This is a genomic window from Deferrisoma camini S3R1 (genome assembly GCF_000526155.1).
In the GTDB taxonomy this organism is placed as follows: Bacteria; Desulfobacterota; Deferrisomatia; order Deferrisomatales; family Deferrisomataceae; genus Deferrisoma; species Deferrisoma camini.
Genome location: NZ_JAFN01000001.1, coordinates 2498729 through 2518594 on the forward strand (window position 1 = coordinate 2498729; position 19866 = coordinate 2518594).

22 protein-coding genes are annotated in these 19866 nt (G+C 71.7%); 13 read left to right on the top strand and 9 right to left on the bottom strand.

Annotated features, from left to right (window positions below; genetic code table 11):
* Positions 1–149 precede the first annotated feature (149 nt).
* The 4 genes from dprA to dksA all read right to left on the bottom strand — a co-directional run bounded on the left by dprA (position 150) and on the right by dksA (position 4760).
* On the bottom strand, positions 150–1277 hold the full coding sequence (dprA, locus tag DEFCA_RS0110945) for a DNA-processing protein DprA (RefSeq protein ID WP_025323059.1): 1128 nt from the start codon (positions 1275–1277) through the stop codon (positions 150–152).
* Between the two features lie 91 nt (positions 1278–1368).
* Positions 1369–3768, bottom strand: coding sequence for a replication restart helicase PriA (gene priA, locus DEFCA_RS0110950; RefSeq protein WP_025323060.1), 2400 nt, complete (start codon positions 3766–3768; stop codon positions 1369–1371).
* Between the two features lie 3 nt (positions 3769–3771).
* Positions 3772–4404 (bottom strand): hypothetical protein, encoded by a 633-nt coding sequence (locus DEFCA_RS0110955; RefSeq protein WP_025323061.1) that lies wholly within the window; start codon positions 4402–4404, stop codon positions 3772–3774.
* A complete protein-coding gene (gene dksA, locus DEFCA_RS0110960; RefSeq protein WP_025323062.1) occupies positions 4401–4760 on the bottom strand; it encodes an RNA polymerase-binding protein DksA in 360 nt (119 codons plus the stop codon). Before dksA ends, DEFCA_RS0110955 begins: the two co-directional genes overlap by 4 nt.
* A 129-nt stretch (positions 4761–4889) precedes the next feature.
* Here dksA and DEFCA_RS0110965 point away from each other — a divergent pair, with 129 nt between their 5' ends.
* Complete coding sequence (locus DEFCA_RS0110965) at positions 4890–5723, top strand: hypothetical protein (RefSeq protein WP_025323063.1); 834 nt, start codon at positions 4890–4892, stop codon at positions 5721–5723.
* On the opposite strand, the gene moaC is transcribed toward DEFCA_RS0110965, so the two are convergent.
* From moaC to DEFCA_RS20705, 3 genes are read right to left on the bottom strand one after another with little or no spacing between them, the layout of a single operon-like run.
* Positions 5701–6210 (bottom strand): cyclic pyranopterin monophosphate synthase MoaC, encoded by a 510-nt coding sequence (gene moaC / locus DEFCA_RS0110970; RefSeq protein ID WP_025323064.1) that lies wholly within the window; start codon positions 6208–6210, stop codon positions 5701–5703. The two genes, DEFCA_RS0110965 and moaC, sit on opposite strands and share 23 nt — an antisense overlap.
* A complete protein-coding gene (locus DEFCA_RS0110975) occupies positions 6207–6623 on the bottom strand; it encodes a hypothetical protein (protein WP_025323065.1) in 417 nt (138 codons plus the stop codon). The genes moaC and DEFCA_RS0110975 overlap by 4 nt, the downstream gene beginning before the upstream one ends.
* Before the next feature lie 51 nt (positions 6624–6674).
* Positions 6675–7472, bottom strand: coding sequence for a class I SAM-dependent methyltransferase (locus tag DEFCA_RS20705; protein WP_025323066.1), 798 nt, complete (start codon positions 7470–7472; stop codon positions 6675–6677).
* A gap of 223 nt (positions 7473–7695) precedes the next feature.
* On the opposite strand from DEFCA_RS20705, the gene DEFCA_RS0110985 reads away from it, so the two are divergent.
* From DEFCA_RS0110985 to DEFCA_RS0110995, 3 genes are all read left to right on the top strand, one after another.
* Positions 7696–8679, top strand: a complete 984-nt coding sequence (locus DEFCA_RS0110985; protein WP_025323067.1) for a beta-ketoacyl-ACP synthase III — start codon at positions 7696–7698, stop codon at positions 8677–8679.
* A gap of 452 nt (positions 8680–9131) precedes the next feature.
* On the top strand, positions 9132–10430 hold the full coding sequence (locus DEFCA_RS0110990; RefSeq protein ID WP_025323068.1) for a coproporphyrinogen III oxidase family protein: 1299 nt from the start codon (positions 9132–9134) through the stop codon (positions 10428–10430).
* A complete protein-coding gene (locus tag DEFCA_RS0110995) occupies positions 10427–11230 on the top strand; it encodes an inositol monophosphatase family protein (protein ID WP_025323069.1) in 804 nt (267 codons plus the stop codon). The genes DEFCA_RS0110990 and DEFCA_RS0110995 overlap by 4 nt, the downstream gene beginning before the upstream one ends.
* Before the next feature lie 9 nt (positions 11231–11239).
* On the opposite strand, the gene DEFCA_RS0111000 is transcribed toward DEFCA_RS0110995, so the two are convergent.
* On the bottom strand, positions 11240–11551 hold the full coding sequence (locus tag DEFCA_RS0111000; protein WP_025323070.1) for a ferritin family protein: 312 nt from the start codon (positions 11549–11551) through the stop codon (positions 11240–11242).
* 172 nt (positions 11552–11723) lie between these two features.
* Between DEFCA_RS0111000 and DEFCA_RS0111005 the strand changes: the two genes are divergently transcribed.
* The 4 genes from DEFCA_RS0111005 to DEFCA_RS0111020 all read left to right on the top strand — a co-directional run bounded on the left by DEFCA_RS0111005 (position 11724) and on the right by DEFCA_RS0111020 (position 15422).
* Positions 11724–12479, top strand: a complete 756-nt coding sequence (locus DEFCA_RS0111005; protein WP_025323071.1) for a DUF1847 domain-containing protein — start codon at positions 11724–11726, stop codon at positions 12477–12479.
* Complete coding sequence (locus DEFCA_RS0111010) at positions 12472–14232, top strand: M24 family metallopeptidase (RefSeq protein WP_025323072.1); 1761 nt, start codon at positions 12472–12474, stop codon at positions 14230–14232. The genes DEFCA_RS0111005 and DEFCA_RS0111010 overlap by 8 nt, the downstream gene beginning before the upstream one ends.
* Positions 14233–14758: 526 nt before the next feature.
* Positions 14759–15016 carry a type II toxin-antitoxin system prevent-host-death family antitoxin gene (locus DEFCA_RS24525; RefSeq protein WP_025323073.1) on the top strand — a complete coding sequence of 86 codons (258 nt, stop codon included), beginning with the start codon at positions 14759–14761 and terminating at the stop codon, positions 15014–15016.
* Positions 14997–15422, top strand: coding sequence for a PIN domain-containing protein (locus tag DEFCA_RS0111020; protein ID WP_025323074.1), 426 nt, complete (start codon positions 14997–14999; stop codon positions 15420–15422). The genes DEFCA_RS24525 and DEFCA_RS0111020 overlap by 20 nt, the downstream gene beginning before the upstream one ends.
* A gap of 76 nt (positions 15423–15498) precedes the next feature.
* Here the strand turns inward: DEFCA_RS0111020 and secB are convergent, their stop codons facing one another.
* Entirely contained in the window at positions 15499–15945 is a 447-nt protein-coding gene (gene secB / locus DEFCA_RS0111025; RefSeq protein WP_025323075.1) for a protein-export chaperone SecB, read from the bottom strand.
* Positions 15946–16454: 509 nt separating this feature from the next.
* Here secB and crcB point away from each other — a divergent pair.
* The 5 genes from crcB to DEFCA_RS0111050 are packed head-to-tail and all read left to right on the top strand — an operon-like array spanning position 16455 to position 19863.
* Positions 16455–16817 (top strand): fluoride efflux transporter CrcB, encoded by a 363-nt coding sequence (gene crcB, locus DEFCA_RS0111030; protein WP_025323076.1) that lies wholly within the window; start codon positions 16455–16457, stop codon positions 16815–16817.
* A gap of 14 nt (positions 16818–16831) precedes the next feature.
* On the top strand, positions 16832–17170 hold the full coding sequence (locus DEFCA_RS0111035; protein WP_025323077.1) for a DUF190 domain-containing protein: 339 nt from the start codon (positions 16832–16834) through the stop codon (positions 17168–17170).
* On the top strand, positions 17157–17984 hold the full coding sequence (gene modA, locus DEFCA_RS0111040; protein WP_025323078.1) for a molybdate ABC transporter substrate-binding protein: 828 nt from the start codon (positions 17157–17159) through the stop codon (positions 17982–17984). The genes DEFCA_RS0111035 and modA overlap by 14 nt, the downstream gene beginning before the upstream one ends.
* A gap of 2 nt (positions 17985–17986) precedes the next feature.
* Entirely contained in the window at positions 17987–18763 is a 777-nt protein-coding gene (locus DEFCA_RS0111045; protein WP_051463236.1) for an ABC transporter permease, read from the top strand.
* Positions 18760–19863 carry an ABC transporter ATP-binding protein gene (locus DEFCA_RS0111050; RefSeq protein ID WP_169709551.1) on the top strand — a complete coding sequence of 368 codons (1104 nt, stop codon included), beginning with the start codon at positions 18760–18762 and terminating at the stop codon, positions 19861–19863. The genes DEFCA_RS0111045 and DEFCA_RS0111050 overlap by 4 nt, the downstream gene beginning before the upstream one ends.
* The last annotated feature ends 3 nt before the right edge of the window (positions 19864–19866 follow it).

The following is a 19866-nucleotide window of genomic DNA, read 5'->3' on the forward strand; positions in this document are numbered from 1 at the left end:
TGGGCCGCTAGCGGCCGGACACGGGCCCCATGCCTCCGGCGTGAAGGCCCCGGATCAACGAAAGTTACCCTTCCCGCTATAGGGCCCCGCAGGCGCCTGGAGGGGCTTTCCAGCCTTCCAGCTTTCTAGCCTTCCAGCCTTCCAGCCCTTTACGTCCCTTTTCGCCCGCCGGCCCGGCAGTAGCGCCGGCCCGGCCACTCCTCGGCGAGGCCCGCCAGCGCCAGCTCCATGAGGCCCGCGGCCCCCTCCGAGGCCGACCAGCCGGCCCGGGCCAGGATCGCGTCCACGTGCTCGGGCTCGGGGCCCAGGGCCTGCCACAGGGGGCGAAGCCGGGGCGGCGGCTCCTGCCCGCCCCCGGGCGCTCCCCCCTCGCGGGCGGGGCGCACGGCCGGTCCGAGCTCGGCCAGGATGTCGTCCACCCCCTCCACCAGCCGGGCCCCCTGCCGGATCAGCTCGTGGGTGCCCCGGGTGTTGGGCATGCCCGGAACCCCCGGCACCGCGAACACCTCGCGACCCTGCTCCAGGGCCAGGGACGCCGTGATCAGCGACCCGCTCCCCGGGGCCGCCTCCACGACCACCACCCCCAGGCTCAGGGCGCTGATCACCCGGTTCCGGCGGGGGAAGTGGGCCGGCCGGGCCTCCACCCCCAGGGGGAACTCGCTGATGCACACCCCCTGCTGCCGGATCCGGGCGGCCAGGTCCCGGGCCCATCCCCGGGGCACGTGATCGAGCCCCCACCCGAACACGGCCACCGTGGTCCCGCCGGCCTCCAGGGCGCCCCAGTGGGCCGCGCTGTCGATGCCCCGGGCCATGCCGCTCACCACGACCACCCCGGCCTCGGCCAGCTCCCGGCCGAGCCGACGGGCGAACCGCCGACCGTGCTCGCTGGCCCGGCGGCTTCCGACCACCGCCACGGCCGGACGCTCGTCCGGATCGAGGGGTCCGGCCGCGAACAGAACCGAGGGGGGATTCGGGATCTGCCTCAGGCGGATGGGATAGCCAGGGGCCCCGTACACCCACACCCCCACCCCGATCCTCCGGGCCCAGGCGACCTGGGCCTCGGCCCACGCGCGGTGCCGGCGGGCCCGGGCGAGGCTCTCGATCAGCCGGGGGGTCGCGGCGCACCGCTCGGCGAGCTCTGCCGGCTTCGCCGCCAGCACGGCGCCCGGGCTCCCGAACGCGTCCACCAGAAGCCGGAAGGCCCGGTCGCCCACCCCCTGGGCGCTCCGGAGGACCAGGGCCTCCACGGCCCGGTCTTCGTTCCAGGTTCGATCCATGGATGCCCCCGCCCTCCCCGGAAGGACCGGGTACCTTAGAACAACGGTCCGGGCAAACACAAATCCGCTGGAAGCCGGACCCCGCGCCGCATCACAGCATGGACACCGGGTCCATGTCGAGGCTCACCCGCACGTCCCCGAGCGGGTCCATGGCCCCGAGGGCCCGGAGCCGCCCCAACAGCGCGGTGAGCGGCCGGGGATCGGAGGCCGGGGCCCGCAGAAGCACCTGGAACCGCCACCGACCCCGCAGCTGCTCCAACGGGGCCGGGGCGGGCCCCAGCACCTCCACCTCCCAGCGCCGTCCCTCGGCCGAGGCCCGACGTGCCAGCCCTGCCGCGCCCCGCTCGGCCGCCTCCCGGTCCTTGCCGGACACCAGCGCCAGGGCCAGGCGGCGAAACGGTGGGTACCCGGCCTCCCGCCGGGCCTCCAGCTCGGCCTGCGCAAACGCGTCGTGGTCCCCCGTCTGCACGGCCCGGAACACCGGGTGCTCGGGACTGCGGGTCTGCACGTAGGCCACCCCCGGCCGGTCCTCCCGGCCGGCGCGCCCGGCCACCTGGACCAGGAGCTGGAACGTGCGCTCCGAGGCCCGGAAGTCGGGGAAGTGGAGCCCCAGGTCCGCGTCCACCACGCCGACCACGGTGAGCCGGGGGAAATGGTGCCCCTTGGCCAGCATCTGGGTGCCGACCAGCACGTCCACCTCCCCCCGTTCGAACGCCACGAGCACCGACCGGCCGCCGTCGCGGCGCACCACGTCCCGGTCGAACCGCGCCACCCTGGCCTCGGGCCAGCGGGCCCGCACCGCCTCCAGCAGCCGCTGGGTTCCGGCGCCCACCGGCGAGAGGCCCGGGGCCTCGCACGCCGGGCACGCCGCCGGCACGGGCCGGCGGGCCCCGCAGTAGTGGCACAGCAGGACTCCCCCGCCCGGCCGGCGGTGGAACGTGAGCCCCACGGCGCACCGGGAACACCGCAGCGCCTCGCCGCATGCCCCACACACCAGGGCGGGGCTGAACCCCCGGCGGTTCAGAAACAGGAGGGCCTGCTCCCTCCGGGCCAGGGCCCCCTCCACGGCCCCGGCCAGGGGCTCGGAGATCAGGGTCCTCCGACCCCGCCGACGGTCCTCCTGGCGCAGGTCCACCACCCGGATCCGGGGAGGCCCGGCGGCACCGACTCGCCGGGGCAGCCGGCACAGGGTGTAGCGGTTGGTGCGGCACAGCCACAAGCTCTCCACGTCGGGCGTGGCCGAGCCCAGGATCGCCACGGCCCCGGCCTGCCGGGCCCGGTAGAGAGCCACGTGCTTGGCGTGGTAGCGCAGCCCCTCCTCCTGCTTGTAGGCCGGCTCGTGCTCCTCGTCCACCACCACGAGCCCCAGGTCGGCCAGGGGTGCGAACACGGCCGACCGGGCGCCCAGCGCCATGGCCACCTCGCCCCGCCGAAGCCGCTCCCACTGCAGGGCCCGCTCCCCCTCGCCCAGCCCGCTGTGGAGCACGGCCACCCGGTCGGCGAACCGGGCGCACACCCGGCCGAGGAACTGGGGGGTCAGCCCGATCTCGGGCACCAGAAACAACACGCCCCGGCCCCGGGCCAGGGTCTCCTCGGCCGCCCGCAGGTACACCTCGGTCTTGCCGCTGCCCGTGACCCCCTGGAGAACGATGGGCCGGAACGCCCGCTCGTCAAGGGCCTCCCTCACCCGAACCAGGGCGTCGGCCTGCTCGGACGTGGGTACCGGCCGCTCGGATCCCTGGGCCACGGCCCAGGTCCCGGCGGACCCCGGCGTCTGGGTGCGGTCGAACCGGGCCACCCACCCCTTGGCCACGAGCCGGCCCAGCACCTCCGCCCCCACCCCCCGCTGCCGCAGGGCCCAGCGCGGCAGCGGCCCCTCGGCCAGGCACGACAGGGCCTCGGCCATGCGCGGGGCCCGCCGGGCCACCTGCGACGGAGGCGGCGCACCGGCCGCCAGGCCGAACCAGACCTCGGCCGGCGCCTCGCCCACCTCCACGGCCCACCCCCGAACCAGGGCCCCCGTGGAGACCAACTCGGCCACCAACCGGGCCTGGGCGGGGCCCAGCCGATCGGCCCGGAGACCCTCGGGGCGGCACGCCTGTTCCCACAACCGCCGGGCCTCCCCCCCCACGGCCGGCTCCGAACCGGCGGCCCGGTACACGGGCCGGGCCCGGGCCCGGAGCCTCGGGGGAAGCATCCGGGCCAGGGTCTCGCCCGGGTAGTGCTGGTAGTACCGCGCCATCCACAGCCCCAGCTCCACCAGATCGGGCGGGAGGACCGGGTCGGGATCGAGCACCTCCAACAGGTCCCGGACCCCTCCGACCTCGGCTTCGGGATCGAGGGCCACCACGAACCCGTCCACCCGGCTCCGGCCCAGGGGCACGACGCACCGCACCCCGGGCCGGGCCTCGTCCAGGAGGTGTTCCGGCACCCGGTAGTGGAGCAGCCGAAACAACGGCCGGTGCACGGCCACCCGGGCGAACCGGTCCATCGGTCAGAAGGCCTTGCGCCAGTCGTCGGGGAGCGTGGGGGAGGGAGGGGGCGCCGGTCCGAGCCCGGCCGGCTCGGGACGGGCCAGGATCTCGAGGCGCCGTCCGTCGGGGGCCTCGAGCCATTGGGGCCAGCCGGCCGGCCCGGGGGGGCCGACCACGACTCGGTCTTCGGGCCCGAGAGCCACCCGCCAGGGCCGGAGGGGGCGGCGGGAGAACCAGACCTGGGGCAGCTCGGGCTCGCCCTCCCCCCGGGCCCCCAGGGTATGACACACCTCGTCCTCGGACCCCGGGCATCGGGCGTACCCGGAGCGGACCAGGTCCACCCCCTGCCCTTCCAGGACGGAACGCCAGGACGCCACGTCCCCTCCGGAGAACAGCAGCAGGGCCAGGCCCGCCGAAGGGGGGATGCCGGGATCAGGGCTTTCGGGGGAAGCCGGGCGCAACGACCCGTCGGAGTGCAGGAGCAAGCGCAGGGGGGTCCCGTCCCAACGGACGGAGATCTCCAAGGGCGGGGAGTCCCAGGGCACCGGGGCCTCTCGGGCCCACCGGGCCAGCACCTTTCCCGGCGGGACCAGATACCCCGTCAACAGCGGCCCGAGGGCCACCAGCACCCACGGGACGATCCGGCGTTTCACATCCCTGCCTTCTCGCGCTGCTCGGCCTCGCTCTTGCAGTCGATGCACTGGGTGGTCACCGGACGGGCCCGAAGCCGGCGCTCGTCGATCTCGTCGCCGCAGGTCTCGCAGATCCCGTAGGTGCCCTCCTCGATTCGGTGGAGGGCCTCCTGGATCTTGGCGATCAGCTTGCGCTCCCGGTCCCGGATGCGCAGCTGGAACGCCCGATCCGACTCGGCCGTGGCCCGATCCGCCGGGTCCGCGAACGGCTCCTCCCCCTCGATCAGTTCGTTCATGGTGGCCCGGGCCTCCCCGAGGAGGGCATCGAGCCGGTCCTGCAAGAGATTTCGGAAGAACTCCAGTTTCTCGGCGTCCATCGTGGGCGTCCCCGTGGCTTCGGGCTGGGCGGGCCGTCTGTGACATGTCGCTTCGGGGCCCGCGTGTGATAACATCCCCGTGTGGAAAGCCCGGGATTATAGCAACCCCGGTAGCCAGGGAGAACCCCCATGATCCGAAACGCCCTTGCCGCCGTCTGCGTCCTGATCCTGCCGGCCGTGACGTGGGCCGCATCTCCCTCGGCCAGCGCCCTGAGCGCCCGGGCCGTCGCCATGGGCGGTGCCCTGCGGGCCCTGGCCGACCCGGTGGAGGCGGCGTCGATGAACCCCGCAGCCATCGGAGTGAAACGAGGATTCTTCGGCGGTGCGGCGTATCTGACCCGGCGCCGCGGGGCGTTCGACGCCCAGCGGCTGACGGTGCTCGACAACGCCACATCTCCCTTCGGGGGCGCCATCCAGTACCTGCGCCTCCAGGGCGAGGAGGAGCGCGAGGACCTGAGCCTGGGGATCGCCGGCGGCCGGCCCGGCCAGTGGTGGGGCGGCACCCTGCGGTACGTGCGCGGCCGGGACCGGGGCCAGAGCGAATGGGAGAACGTGGTCACCGGCGACGCCGGGGTGCTGTTCGTCCGGCCCCAGGGGGTGCGGATCGGCATCGTGGCCGAGAACCTGATGGACACCTCCCTGGACTTCCTGGAACCGAAGGTGGGGGCCGGGGTGGCCTGGACCGGTGTGCGGGGATGGAACCTGGAGATGGACCTGGTGCGGGGGTTCGACCGGGACGTGAGCCGGGGGCTCGACCTCCACCTGGGAGCCGAGACCACGCGTCCCGGGTCGCCCTGGACCTTTTGGTTCGGACAGATGTGGAGGGGGGACACCGGCAAGGACTACGCCTCGTTGGGGGTGGGGTGGGCCCGGGGGGCCCTGGAGGCGGGCTACGCCGTGCAGAAGGCCCGGCAGCGCCCGGGGGAGTGGCTGCACGTGCTCAGCGTGTCGGGCCGGTTCTGACGTCGGGCTCCTCCCGGGCCCAGGTGCCGCTCTTCCCCCCCTCCTTCCGCAGGAGCTTGACGTCGCCGATCACCATGCCCTTGTCCACGGCCTTGCACATGTCGTAGATCGCCAAGGCCGCGACCGAGGCCGCGGTGAGGGCCTCCATCTCCACGCCCGTGCGGCCGGTGACCTTGACCTCGGCCCGGATGTCCACCCGGTGGTCGTCCTCCACGAGGTCGAACTCCACCTTCACCGACGTGATGGCCAGGGGGTGGCACAGGGGGATCAGGTCTGGGGTGCGCTTGGCCGCCATGATGCCGGCGATGCGGGCCACCCCGAGCACGTCGCCCTTCTCCAGGCTGCGGTCCACGATCCGGCGGAACGTCTCGGCCCCCACCCACACGCTCGCCGCGGCCACGGCCCGCCGCTCGGTGGGGTTCTTGGCGCCCACGTCCACCATGCGCGCCGCCCCGGACTCGTCGAAGTGGGTGAACCCTCGACTCATGGGGTCGTTACCACATCGAAGCCGTCCACCACCATGTAGTGGTAGTCGGCCCCTAGGTAGTCGAACACGCCGTACGCCGTGACCTTGGTCCCCTTCCGGAGGTTCAGCAGCTGGTCCGCCTGGGGATGGTCCTTCTTGAGGTAGAGCCGCACCAGGCTGGGGCTGCCCAGGGCGAAGCAGAAGTAGTCCCGGGTGTTGATCTTGGTTTTCCGGATCTGGTAGCAGAAGTCGCTGCCCGTGAACAGGAACACCCCGGTCACCTGCACCTTCTTGCCCTTGTACGCGTCGCGGTTGCTCACCAGCTCCGACTGGCTGACCGCTTGGTAGTCGGCCGGGCGAAGCTCGGCCCGGGCCGCACCGACCATCAGGCACCAACACGCCAACACCGCCCACGTCCACCGCATCGTCTTCATCGCCGCCTTCCTCGTCCAAAGGGTGAAACCACCGCCTGCCGGGCGCAGGGATCAGGGGGCCGTGGCAGCCACCAGGTGCCACACCTGGGCGGCCGCCCGCCCCTCCTGCGCCCACCGGCGGGCCAGCCGCTCCACGGCCCTCCTCCGCTCCGGGTAGGGGAGACGGGGCAGCAGCCCCGCGCTCATCGGCTCGAGCCCGTAGAACCCCACGAAACGGTCCGGAGGCAAGGATACTTCCATTCGTCTCATCGCCACGGGGCCGAACTCCCGTTCCAAGCAGTCCAGGACCCGGTCCCAGGTCGAGACCGCATGCCGGCCCGGCGAATGGCCCTCGGCCGCCAGCAGATCCGCCACGGGGGTGCGGGACTCGGCCTCGTACACCCCCTCCAGGTACGAGGCCAGGAGCACCCCCCCGCGGCGCAACAGCTGCCGGGCCCCGCGGACGGAGGCCCCGGCGTCCGGCAGCATGAACAGCACGGCGTTGTACACCACCGCGTCGAACGGCCCCCGGAACGCCTCCAGGCGACAGGCGTCGGCCAGCGCGAACCGGGCGCCGGCCACGGCCTGCCGGGCCCGGCGCAGCATGCCCAGGCTGATGTCCACCCCCACCACCCGGCCCCCCGGGCCCGCGGCCGCCGCCAGCACCCGGGTGGACGCCCCGGTCCCGCAGCCCACGTCCAGGATGCGGCCGCCGGTCACCACCCCTTCGGGGGCCATGGCCAGGAGGGCGGAGGTCAGCTCCTGGAAATGGGCCGTCTCCTCCTCGAACCGATGGTACCCGTCGGCGCCCCGGTCGAAGTTCTCTCGGATCCGGTCCCGGACGGCCCGGGCCTTGTCGGCTGGCAGCATGGGAGAGGTCCTTTCCTCTGGCGGCCCCGCCCGCAACTGTACGGCAGGGCGGCGGATCCGGTTACCCCGGTGTGGGCATTGTACCAGGACCCGCTCCAGGGCCCAACCGGCTGCCGGTGCTGGCAAAACGCCCCCCGCACCCCTACAATGGGTGACTTCGTTTCGCCCGGTCCGGCCCGGATGCGGGGCCGGGCGGGATCTGGGATCCGAAAGGAGGGACGCCATGGTCATCGCGGCCACGGGCTCATACCTTCCCGAGCGGGTGCTCCACAACCGCGACCTGGAGAAGATGGTCGACACCTCGGACGAGTGGATCTTCACCCGCACCGGCATCCGGGAGCGGCGGATGGCCGCCCCCGACGAGGCCACCTCGGACCTCTGCCTCCGGGCTGCCCGCCGGGCCCTGGACGAGGACGGCACGGCCCCGGACGACCTGGACCTGATCGTGGTCACCACGATCACCCCGGACACCATGTGCCCCTCGGCCGCCTGCTGGCTCCAGAACAAGCTGGGCGCAGACCGGGCCGTGGCGTTCGACCTGGCCGCGGCGTGCTCGGGTTTCTTGTTCGGGCTGAAGACCGTGCAGTCGTTCCTGGCCGCCGACCCCCGGATCCGCAACGTGCTCCTGTGCTCGGCCGAGGTCATGACCCGAACCGTGGACTACACCGATCGGGCCTCGTGCATCCTGTGGGGCGACGGCGGCGCGGCGGCCCTGATCCGGCGGGACGGCCCGGGGCTGCACCTGCGGCGGGTGGAGATCCGGACCCAGGGAGCTTACGGCGAGGACCTTCTCCTGCCGGGCGGGGGCTCCCGAACCACCCCGATCTCCCACGAGAGCGTGGACCGGAACCTCCACACCCTCAAGCTCGAAGGGAAGAAGACCTTCCGGGTGGCGGTGCGGTGCATGGCCGGGATCGCCAGGGAGGTGCTCGAGGCCGAGGGGCTGGGGGTGGAGGACGTGGACTGGGTGATCCCCCACCAGGCCAACCGCCGCATCCAGGAGGCCGTGGCCCAGGTTCTCAAGCTTCCCCTGGAGAAGATGGTGTTCACCATCGAGAAGTACGGCAACATCTCGAGCGCCACGATCCCCATCGCCCTGGACGAGGCCCGGCGGGACGGCCGGATCCGACCCGGCCAACGGGTGCTGCTGACCGCGTTCGGCGGAGGCCTGACCTGGGGAGCGGCCCTGCTGGAGGCCCAGGGGTGAGAGGTTCTAGCCTCCTATTACCCAGCCGACAAAATAGGCGAATTTCCTCGGGAGGCGGGGCAAGGGACCTGCGTTTCAAGGGCCAGGGTGCAGAGGTCTGCTCTGGTAGGCCGCGAGGCGGCCTGGTTTCGAAACCGTAACCTGCACCGACCCAGCCCCGCAGATTTGGCGGCAGAGCATGGGGTCTGTTTCCGGCCGCGCGCGAAGCCGGGCATGAGATTCGCCGCGCAGGCACGGGGCCGCAACAATGGTTTCATGACCGTGCGGCCGGGGATGAACGGTTTCGCGGTACGAGCGTTGGAGGCCCTGCGCGGCGATCTGAGGAGCCGCACTCGGCTCTCCAACAGACCCCATGCCCCGGAAGGGGTTGGCGGCGGCTCGGGAGCCGCCCCGACCGACGACGGTTGACCGTAGACCGAAGACCGAGGCTACTGGCAAGAGGAGAGGCTCTTTTGCTGAGTGAACGAGTTCTGACCTTCGCGCTCCGGCAGATCAACCGCCGGGTGCTCCGGGTGCGGGTGGCCCCGGACGTCACCCTGCCGCCGGCGCGGGACGACCGGCCGTGCCTGCTGTACATCCACGTGCCGTTCTGCGAGCGGCTGTGCCCGTACTGCTCGTTCAACCGCTACCCGTTCCGGGACGACCCGGCCCGGTCCTACTTCCGGAGCCTCCGGGACGAGATGCGCCGGGTGGCGGACCTGGGATACCGGTGCACCTCGGTGTACGTGGGCGGCGGCACGCCCACGATCCTCATCGACGAGCTGGTGGACACCCTCGACCTGGCCCGGGAGCTGTTCCCGGTGCGGGAGGTGTCGTGCGAGACCAACCCGAACCACCTCATCCCCCGGGTGGTGGACCCCCTCACCGAGCGGGTCCAGCGGTTCTCGGTGGGGGTGCAGAGCTTCGACGACCGGCTGCTCGAGCAGATGGACCGGTACGACAAGTACGGGAGCGGCCGGGAGATCCTGGAGCGGCTCCAGGCCACCGCCGGCCGGTTCCACTCCCTGAACGTGGACATGATCTTCAACTTCCCGAGCCAGACCCGGGAGTCCCTCCTGCGCGACGTGGAGATGCTCACCGAGTCGGGCGCGAACCAGACCACGTTCTACCCCCTGATGAGCTCGCCGGCCGTGCGCCGGAAGCTGCGCGAGACCGTGGGCCCGGTCAGCTACACCCGGGAGCACCGGTACTACGAGGCCCTGTGCCAGGCCCTGGGCGGAGCGTTCGAGCCGGCCACGGCCTGGACCTTCTCCCGCCGGGCCGGCCAGATGATCGACGAGTACATCGTGGACTACGAGGAGTACGTGGGCGTGGGCAGCGGGGCGTTCAGCTACCTGGACGGAACCATCTACGTGAACACGTTCAGCCTGCGCGAGTACGACGAGCGGATCGCCTCGGGCCGGCTCTCCGCGGCCGCGGCCCGGCGCTACCCGTTGAAGGAGCAGATGCGCTACCGGTTCATGATGGACCTGTTCGGCCTCAGGCTCGACAAGAAGGCGTTCCGGGAGCGGTTCGGGAAGGGCGTGGAGCGCGGCCTCGCGCTGGAGATGGCGTTCTTCCGGGCGGTGGGGGCGTTCGAGCGGGACGACGCCGAGGCGCTGACCCTCGCCCCCAAGGGACGCTACCTTCTCGTGGCCATGATGCGGGAGTTCTTCGCGGGGGTGAACCAGTTCCGCGACCAGGCCCGGGCGGCCCTGCCCCCGGAGGAGCGGCGGGTCCTGTTCGGGGAGGGGGCGGGATGCGGGGCATGAGCCGGGACGATCTGCTGGAGATCGCGGTCGAGGCCGCCCGGGCCGCGGGCCGGATCCTGCGGGACCGGTTCGAAACCGGGTTCGGCGTGCGCCACAAGGGCGCCGTGGACCTGGTGACCGAGGTGGACCTGGAGTGCGAGGAGGCGATCCGGCAGGTCCTGGGCCGCCTGGCCCCCGGCACCCCCGTGCTGGGCGAGGAGGAGGGGCTCACCGGCACCGGCGACGCCGGCCGGTGGATCGTGGACCCCCTGGACGGCACCACCAACTACGCCCACGGGTTCCCGGCCTGCTGCGTGTCGATCGCCTGGGAGGAGGGCGGGCGGGTCCGAGCGGGGGTGGTGTACGACCCGCTCCGCGGCGAGTGGTTCACGGCCCGGCAAGGCAGGGGGGCCCAACGGAACGGCGAGCCGATCCGGGTATCGGAGACGGCCCGCCTCTCCGAGGCCCTTCTGGCCACCGGGTTTCCTTACGACCGGGGGGAGAACCCGAGGAACTACCGGGAGTTCTGCCACCTGACCCAGATCACCCAGGGCGTGCGGCGGACCGGATCGGCCGCCCTGGACCTGGCCTACACGGCCTGCGGCCGGCTCGACGGGTTCTGGGAGCCGGGACTGAAGCCCTGGGACCTGGCGGCCGGGTGCCTGCTGGTGGAGGAGGCGGGCGGGGTGGTCACCGGATACGACGGGGGGCCGTTCACCCCCTACGACCGCGACGTGGTGGCCGCCAACCCCAAGCTCCACCCGGAGCTCCTGGAAGCCCTGACCGACGCCCGGGGCAGGCCGGTCCCGGGGGAGAGGTGAGGTAGCCCCTCACTGCGCCGTGGCCAGTTTCTCGGCCATCTCCTCCACCTCCTCGGCCCCCTCCTTGTAGAACTTCTGCTCGTCCGGGGCCAGGTGGTGGAGCAGGCGCAGGAACTCGCCGGCGTGGACCCGCTCCTCGTCGGCGATGTCCCGGAGCACCGCCTGGGCGAGGGGATCGTCGGTGCTCTCGGCCAGCTGCATGTAGAGCTGGATCGCCTCGTACTCGGCGGCCACCATGAACCGGACGGCTCGCACGAGCTCCTCGCGGGTGAGCTTGCGATCGTTGGCAAGGCCGGAGAAGGGGGCTGCGAACTCGGGCATGGAAGCTCCTCCTCTCTTCGTCGCGGAGCTTGGCGCAAACCGTGACTCGACCAGTCTGCCACGCGAGAGCCCTTGCGCAAGGCGTGGAAACACGTCGGCCGGCCCTGGTATTCTTCCCCCGCGCCAAAGACCAAGGCCGACCTTGCCCCAGACCGCCCTGTGGAGGCTTCCCATGTCCGAACGTCGAGACACGTTCACCTGCAGCCGGTGTAGCGCCGTGTGGACCAAGCAGGGGTCCACCCACTGCTGGAGCGGCGATCCCGAGAACGGCCCGCCCCGGCCAGGGAACTGCCCCTCGGCGGTGGCGCCCGAGGTGATCGACGAGGCGTTCGCCCTATATCGCGGCGACGGCGAGGACGCCCGCATGGCCCGGGTGGCCGCGGTGGTGGAGGGGTTGTGCTACCAGCCCGAGCCGGGCAGCGACGCGGTCAACGCCCGGTGGACCCGGGTGGAGGACACGGTCGCGTTCGCCAAGCTCATGGGCTACGCGAAGATCGGCATCGCCACCTGCATCGGGCTTCTGGACGAGACGAACCGGCTGACCCGGATCCTGGAGGCCCAGGGGTTCGAGGTGGCCAGCGTGTGCTGCAAGTCGGGGAGCATCGACAAGCTCGAACTGGGGCTGGCCGAGGAGAACAAGGTGCGGCCGGGCACATTCGAGCCGGCCTGCAACCCGGTGGCCCAGGCCCGCCTCCTGAACCGGGTGGGGACCCACCTCAACCTGATCGTGGGACTGTGCGTGGGCCACGACATCCTGTTCACCAAGCACTCCGAGGCCCCGGTGACCACCCTGGTGGTGAAGGACCGGGTCACCGGGCACAACCCCGTGGCCGTGCTCTACGGACAGAACTTCTACTACAAGCGGCTCCAGACCCGGCCCGTGGAAGTGCCGGCTGGGACGGGCGGCGACGGGGGCGCCGGTGGGTGACGAGGTCCGGTCCCGCCTCCAGGCCCTGCGCCGGCTCATGGCCGAGCGGGGGATCACCCACTACGTGGTGCCCTCGGCGGACGAGCACCTGTCGGAGACGCCCCCCCCGTGGCGACGCCGGCGGGAGTGGCTGAGCGGGTTCACCGGCTCGGCCGGGGACCTGCTGGTGGGGCTCGACCCGGGGGAGACCTGGCTGTTCACCGACAGCCGCTACCACCTCCAGGCCGAGGCCGAGCTGGCCGGCTCCGGGATCGGCCTGGAGCGGGTGGGCGCGCCCGGAGGGCGCACCCTGTCAGAGGCGGTCCAGGACCTGGCCGACCGCCACGGCTCCCGGCTGCGCCTGGGGTTCGACCCGTGGTGCGCCCCGGACGCCGCGGCCCGGGACTGGGAGGGCCGGGTGAGGGAGGCGGGGGGAGAGGCGGTCCCGACCGAGCCGAACCTGGTGGACCTCGTGTGGACCGACCGGTCCGGGCCGCCCCTGGGCCCCCTGTTCGCCTGCCCGAAGGAGTGGAGCGGCGAGGACCTGGCCGGGAGGCTGGCCCGGGTGAGGGAGCTCCTGGAAAAGAAGCGGAGCCCGTTCTATGTCACCGTGAGTCTGGACGAGACGGCCTGGCTCACGGGACTCCGGTGCTTTGACGAGGTTCCCCACACCCCGGTGTTCGAGTCGTTCCTGGTGCTCGGCCCGGAGGGGGTGGACCTGTTCGTCCGGGCTCCCCAGGACCGCGTGCCCCCCGAGCTCGACCGCCTTCCGGACTTCCGGGCCCGACCCTACGAGACGTTTCCGGAGGCCCTTCGCTCCCTCTCCGGCCGGGTGGCCGTGGACCCGGCCCGGGTCACCCGGGGCGTAACCCGGGCCCTGGAGGCGACCGGCGTGGAGCCGGTCCGCGTGACCTCACCCGTGGCCGAGGCCAAGGCGCTCAAGACCGGGGCCGAGCTTCGGGCCATGGAGCGGGCGGGCGTGCTGGCCAGCCGGGCCAAGGCCCGGGCCCTGGAGTGGCTCCGCAGGGAGCTCGCCTCCGACCGGACCGTGACCGAGGCCGAGTTCCGGAGCCACCTCGAGGCGCTTTATGCGGAACTGCCGGGGTTCCGGGGACTTGCGTTCCCCACCATTGCGGCCACGGGCGAGCACGGGGCCATCGTCCATTACTCGGGCGCGGACGACACCCCCCTGCGGCCCGGCGACCTGTTCCTGGTGGACTCGGGGATCCACCTGGACGGGGGCACCACCGACGCCACCCGCACCGTGGCCGTGGGCGAGCCCTCGGCCGAGCAGCGCCGCGTCTACACCCGGGTGCTCCGGGCCCACATCGCGGCGGCACGCCTGGAGTTCCCCGAAGGCACCCCCGGGGCCGCGGTGGATGCGGTGTGCCGGGCGGTGCTCTGGGAGGCCGGGCTCGACTACGGCCACGGCACCGGCCACGGCGTGGGCGCGTTCCTGTCGGTGCACGAGGGCCCCTTCGCCCTGGCCCCGGCCAGCCGCCGGCCCGCCTCGGCCGTTCCCCTGCGGGCCGGCATGATCACCTCCATCGAGCCGGGGCACTACCGGCCCGGGTTCGGGGGGGTTCGACTGGAGAACCTCTACCGGGTCGTGGAGACCGATCGGACCATCGATGGCCGCAAGGCCCTGGCCTTCTCTCCTCTCACCTGGATTCCGTTCGATCCCCGCCTCACCGATCTCGACGAACTGCCCTCCACCCACCGCGGCTGGTTGGACCGGTACCATCGGGAGTGCTCGGAACGACTCGGGATGTGAACGGATTTCGCCCCCCCTTCCGCCGGCTTGCCCCGCCGCGAACCAGCCCAAAGACGAACGCCGTATGCGAGCGAGAAGCCGCGCCCACCCAGGACCTTCCGAACGAGGTTTGCCGTGCCGCCCAAAAACCTCCGCACGAGCTGAGAAAACCGGATGACCCCAAAAATTTTGAGGGTCGGCACAAAAAACGTTGTTTTGGGGTTGCATCCGCCCGACGACCATGCTAGAAAAGAAACAGCTGTTGAAAACACAGCGCGGATGGCAACTCCTCCCTCGGGGGCCCTCGGGCCCCTCTTTTTTTGCCCTTCTTCCCCCAGCAACTTCGGTCATCGATCTGGGGCCCCTGGGCGGCTAGGCTGCCAGGGGGCCCTGGAACCGCGCCAAAGCTCGATGGGGCCTGCCAATGAGCCAGCGCTTTCCCTAGCTTCTAGTCTCTTGCTTCTGTGCTCCGGCACTCGCCCCCGGCCCTTGCCCTTTGTAGTAGGATGTTCTACATTCTGGGGGCATTTTCCGGCGGAGGAGACAGATGGAGATCCGCGTGAGCCTGAGGGAGGCAAATCAGCGTTTCTCACGCTACGTGAGAGCCGCGGAACAGGGGAACGTGGTCGTGATCACCCGCAGGGGCCAACCGGTGGCACGGCTCGTGGCCGAACCCCAAACGCACTCGCTCTCCCCCGAGCAGATGGAGGCCCGCCTCCGTACGAGGGCCCGGATGCGGAGAGGATACCCCCTCGGCGGAGTGCGAATCGACCGGACGGACCTCCATGAACGCGGAGCGGGTTAGCCTCGACACCAACCTCTTGATCTACGCGGTCGACCGGGATGCCGGGGAGAGGCACGAACTCGCCGCCGAACTGGTGGACCGGGCGGTGGAGTGGGACTGTGTGCTCCCGCTACAGGTGCTGTGCGAGTTCTTCGCGGCCGTGACCCGCAAGGGGAAGATGCCCGTGGAGGACGCCGCGGCCCAGGTGCGGGACTGGCAGATCCTGTTTCCCGTGATCCCGAGCGAGCCCGCCGACCTCTCCCGGGCCCTGGACGCGGTGGTCCGACACACCCTCTCGTTCTGGGACGCCCTCCTGTGGGCCACCGCACGCCGGGCCGGCGTGGCCGTGCTCTACACCGAGGACTTCCAGCACGGCCGCGAACTCGGCGGTGTGCGCTTCGCGAACCCGTTCGCCGCTTCCCAGTAACTTCGGTCCACGGTCTTCGGTCTTCGGTCTCCTGGCCCTCAGGACAAGTGGCTCTCGCCAACCCGGCGGAGGGGGGTCAGTGCTCCGGCTCCTTCTCGGGCTTCTGGGAGCTCCGGTAGAGGGCCAGAAAGTTCACCGGGTCCAGCAGGAACGGCGGGAACCCCCCGTCCACCACCACCTGGCTCACGATCTGGCGGGTGAACGGGAACAGCTGGGTGGGGCAGTCCACCGCCAGCACGGTTCCCATGTGCTTCTCGGGCACGTTCCTCACCAGGAACAGCCCCGCGTGCTCCACCTCAACGATGAACACCACCTTGTCCCCCGAGCGCACCGTGGCGTGGAGCTCGATCGCCACCTCCCAGTGATCCCCATCGATCTTCCGGTTCCGCAGTTGAAGATTCAGGTCCGCCTGGGGCGAGACCTTTTCCCGGAACACCTGGGGGGCGCCCGGGTTCTCGAACGACAGGTCCTTCACGTACATGCGCACCAGCCGCAACAGGGGGGCCTGCGATGCCTCGGCCATGGGATCCTCCTTTTTCTCTCGGGGTGGCCCCCGGGTCCCGTGCAAGGGTTTTCCCGGGGGTGTCGATTGTAGCAGAATGCAGGCTCGGTGCGCCGGGAGACCGCGGATCGGAGGCGGCCGGGGTCCGGCCAGGCAACCAATACCGATCCCAACGGAAGTATTGCCAGGCGCGTGCCCCCTTCCCCTTGGGGAGTACGGGGTGGGGGCCTGGTGGAGCGCCGGGTGCGGCCCCTCGGAGGGCGGGGCAAGGGACCTGCCTCCGGCCGGGCGCGAAGCCGGTCATGAGATTCGCCGCGCAGGCACGAGACCGAAGAGCTGGTTTCATGACAACTCGGTGGAATCCAAACCATTTCGCGATCCGAGCGTCGGAGGCGCTGCGCGGCGAGCTAAGGAGCCGCGCCCGGGTCTCCGGCAGGTCCCTTGCCCCCCCGAGCAGGGAACGATAACGCCTGTTTATCCGCCGGGTTAATCACAACGGACGTTTTCCGGCCCCTCCTGAGGAGGTTCCCATGCCCAGTCTCGTCTACGTGGCCCTGGGGGCCGTTTTCGGCGCTTCGGGCCGGTACCTGGTGGCCGGCTGGGTCTCCCGCGCCGCATCCGGCGTGTTCCCTTGGGGCACCCTGTGCGTGAACCTGATCGGATGCTTCGTGATCGGGGCCGCGTGGGGGCTCGCCGAGCGGTCGCTGTGGCCGCCGGCGTTCCGGACCTTCTTCTTCGTGGGGCTCCTGGGTTCGTTCACCACCTTCAGCTCGTTCGGGCTGGAGACCCTGCACCTGCTGCGGGACGGGGAGCTCGGCCTGGCCGCGGGATACGTGCTGGGGTCGAACCTGCTGGGGTTCCTGCTGGTGTGGCTCGGCCTTTCCCTGACGTGACGGGAGGACACCGCATGACCCTTCCCGAAGACGGCATGCTGCTGCGCATCTTCATCGGCGAAGCCGACAAGCACCACGGCCGCCCCCTGTACGAGGCCATCGTGCTGAAGGCCCGGGAGCTGGGCTTGGCGGGCGCCACGGTCCTTCGGGGCGTCATGGGGTTCGGGGCCCACAGCCGGCTCCACACGACCAAGGTCCTGCGCCTGAGCGAGGACCTGCCCATCGTGGTGGAGCTGGTGGACACCGAGGAGAACCTCCAGCGGCTCCTGCCCTGGCTCGACGAGGTGGTGGAGGAGGGCATGGTCACCCTGGAGAAGGCGAGGGTGCTCCGGTACCGGCATGGTGCGAAGTAGCATTCTACTCCTGCTCTGGATCCTTGCCCTGGCAGCCCCTGCGGGCGCCTCGGAGATCGAGGTGTTCGCCGGCTCGGCCTCGAAACCGGCCGCCGAAGAGGTGGCCCGGCGGTTCGAGCAGCGTACCGGCACCGCGGTGCGGATCCACTTCGGGGGCTCGGGCACGGTGCTCGCCCAGATGGATCTGGCCCGGCGGGGCGACGTGTACCTCCCCGGCTCGTCGGACTTCATGGAGAAGGCCAAACGCAAGGGGCTGGTGGACCCGTCCACCGAGGTGCGGGTGGTGTACCTGCTGCCCGCCATCAACGTGGCCCGGGGCAACCCCAAGGGGATCCGGTCGCTCGCGGACCTGGCCCGGCCCGGCATCCGGGTGGGCATCGCCCGGCCCGACGCGGTGTGCGTTGGCCTGTACGCCGTGGAGGTCATGGAGCGGCAGGGGCTGGCGGACCGGATCCGTCCTCACATCGTCAACTACGCCGAGTCCTGCACCAAGACGGCCCAGATGCTCGCCTTGGGGCTCGTGGATGCGGTGCTCGGCTGGGACGTGTTCGACGACTGGAACCCCGAGCGGATCGAGACGATCCTGTACCCCCCCGACGAGGTTCCCCGCATCGGCTACATCCCTGCCGCGGTCTCGGTGTTCACCGGAAACCGAGGGGCGGCCCTGGCGTTCCTGGAGTTCCTCACCGGACCCGAAGGCCGGGAGATCTTCCGGCGCCACGGGTACCTGACCTCGCTGGACGAGGCCCGGCGGTTCGCCCGTGCCGACACCCCGGTGGGAGGGGAGTTCCCCCTGCCCGCGCGGTGGAGGTGAGGGTGACCGACCGGGTTTTCTGGTTTCTCACCGGGGCCGCCCTGGCCCTGGCCTCGGGGGCCGTGGCCTCCATCCTCTGGTCCCAGGCCGGCTACGCGGGGCTGGGGGCCCCCCTGGCCGCCCTCGGCAGGCCCGGGATCCGGCAGGCCGTGACCCTGAGCCTCGGCACGGCCACCCTCTCGGCGCTCATCGCCCTGGCCGTGGCCGTGCCCACCGCCTACCTCCTGGCCCGCCGGCCGTTTCCCGGGTCGGCCGTGCTCGATCTGCTGCTGGACCTGCCCGTGGTCCTGTCGCCCGTGGCCCTGGGGGTCTCCCTCCTGCTGTTCTTCCGAGGCGGCCTGGGCCAGTGGGTCGAGACCCACCTGGTGCGGTTCGTGTTCGAGGTGCCCGGGATCGTGCTGGCCCAGACCACCGTGGCCACGGCCCTGGCGGTGCGGGTGCTCAAGGCCAGCTTCCAGGGTGTGGACGAGCGCTACGAGCACGTGGCCCGGTTCCTGGGGTGCACGGCCTGGGGTGCGTTCCGGCGGGTGACCCTGCCCCTGGCCCGAAAGGGCGTCTTGGCCGCCTTCATCCTGGCCTGGGCCCGGTCGGTGGGCGAGTTCGGGGCCACCGTGACCCTGGCCGGCGCCGTGCCCGGGAAAACCGAGACCGTGCCCGTGGCCATCTACCTGCGTCTGGCCGAGGCCGACATCACCGGCGCCGTGGGGCTGATCCTGCTCCTGTCGATCCTGAGCCTGGGCGTGCTGGTGGGACTGCGGGCCCTGGGAGGATGGAGGTGATCCGGGCCGAGGGGCTCACCGTACGGTTCGGGGGCTTCGTGCTCCGGAGCATCGACCTGGCCGTGGCTCCGGGGGAGAGCTTCTTCGTCCTCGGCCCGTCCGGAGCCGGGAAGACCCTCCTTTTGGAGGCCCTCCTGGGGATCCGCAGGCCCCAAGCCGGCCGGGTGCTCCTGGACGGCCGGGACGCCACCGACCTGCCCCCCGAGGCCCGGAACGTTGCCTACGTGCCCCAAGACCTCGCCCTGTTCCCCCATCTCTCGGTCCGCGAGAACATCCTGTTCGGCCTTCGCGCCCGGGGCCAGCGGGTCTCCGGAGTGGAGGAGCGGCTGCGGCACTGGGTCGAGCTGCTGGACCTGGGCCGGGTGATCGAGCGCGAGGACGTGCGCACCCTGTCGGGCGGGGAGCGACAGAGGGTGGCCCTGGCCCGGGCCCTGGTCACCGAGCCCCGGGTGATCTTCCTGGACGAGCCGTTCTCCGCCCTGGACGCCGCCCTGCGCCGGCGGCTGCAGGTGGAGTTCCGGCACCTCCAGCGCCGGCTGGGGGTGACCGTGGTCCAGGTGACCCACGACCCGGAAGAGGCGTTCCTGATGGCCGACCGGATGGCCATCCTGATGGCCGGCCGGATCGAGCAGACCGGCCGGCCGGCCGAGCTCTACAACCGGCCGGCCAACCTGCGGGTGGCCCGGTTCCTCATGCTCCAGAACCTGTTTCCGGCCACCGCCGGGCCGGTGGGTGACGACGGCTACCAACGGCTCCGCATCCACGGGCTGGCCCGGGAGCTCCTGGCCGCGCCGGACCCGCGCTTCCCCGAAGGGGCTCCCGTGGTGGTGGGCATCCGGCCCGAGGAGGTGATCCTCGTCCCGCCCGACCGGCCTCCGGCCCCCGAGCGGCAGAAAAACCTGCTCCGGGCCGAGATCCTGGAATGGGTCGACCTCGGCCACTCCCGCCTGCTGAGGCTTCGCGTCGAGAGCCTTACCCTGGACGCCTGGCTCAACATCCGGGCGGCCCGGGAGTACCCCATGGAGCCGGGCCGAAAGGTCTGGTGCCACGTGCGGCCCTGGAGCTTCTGCCTGCTGCCGCCCGAAACGCCGGACGGATAGATG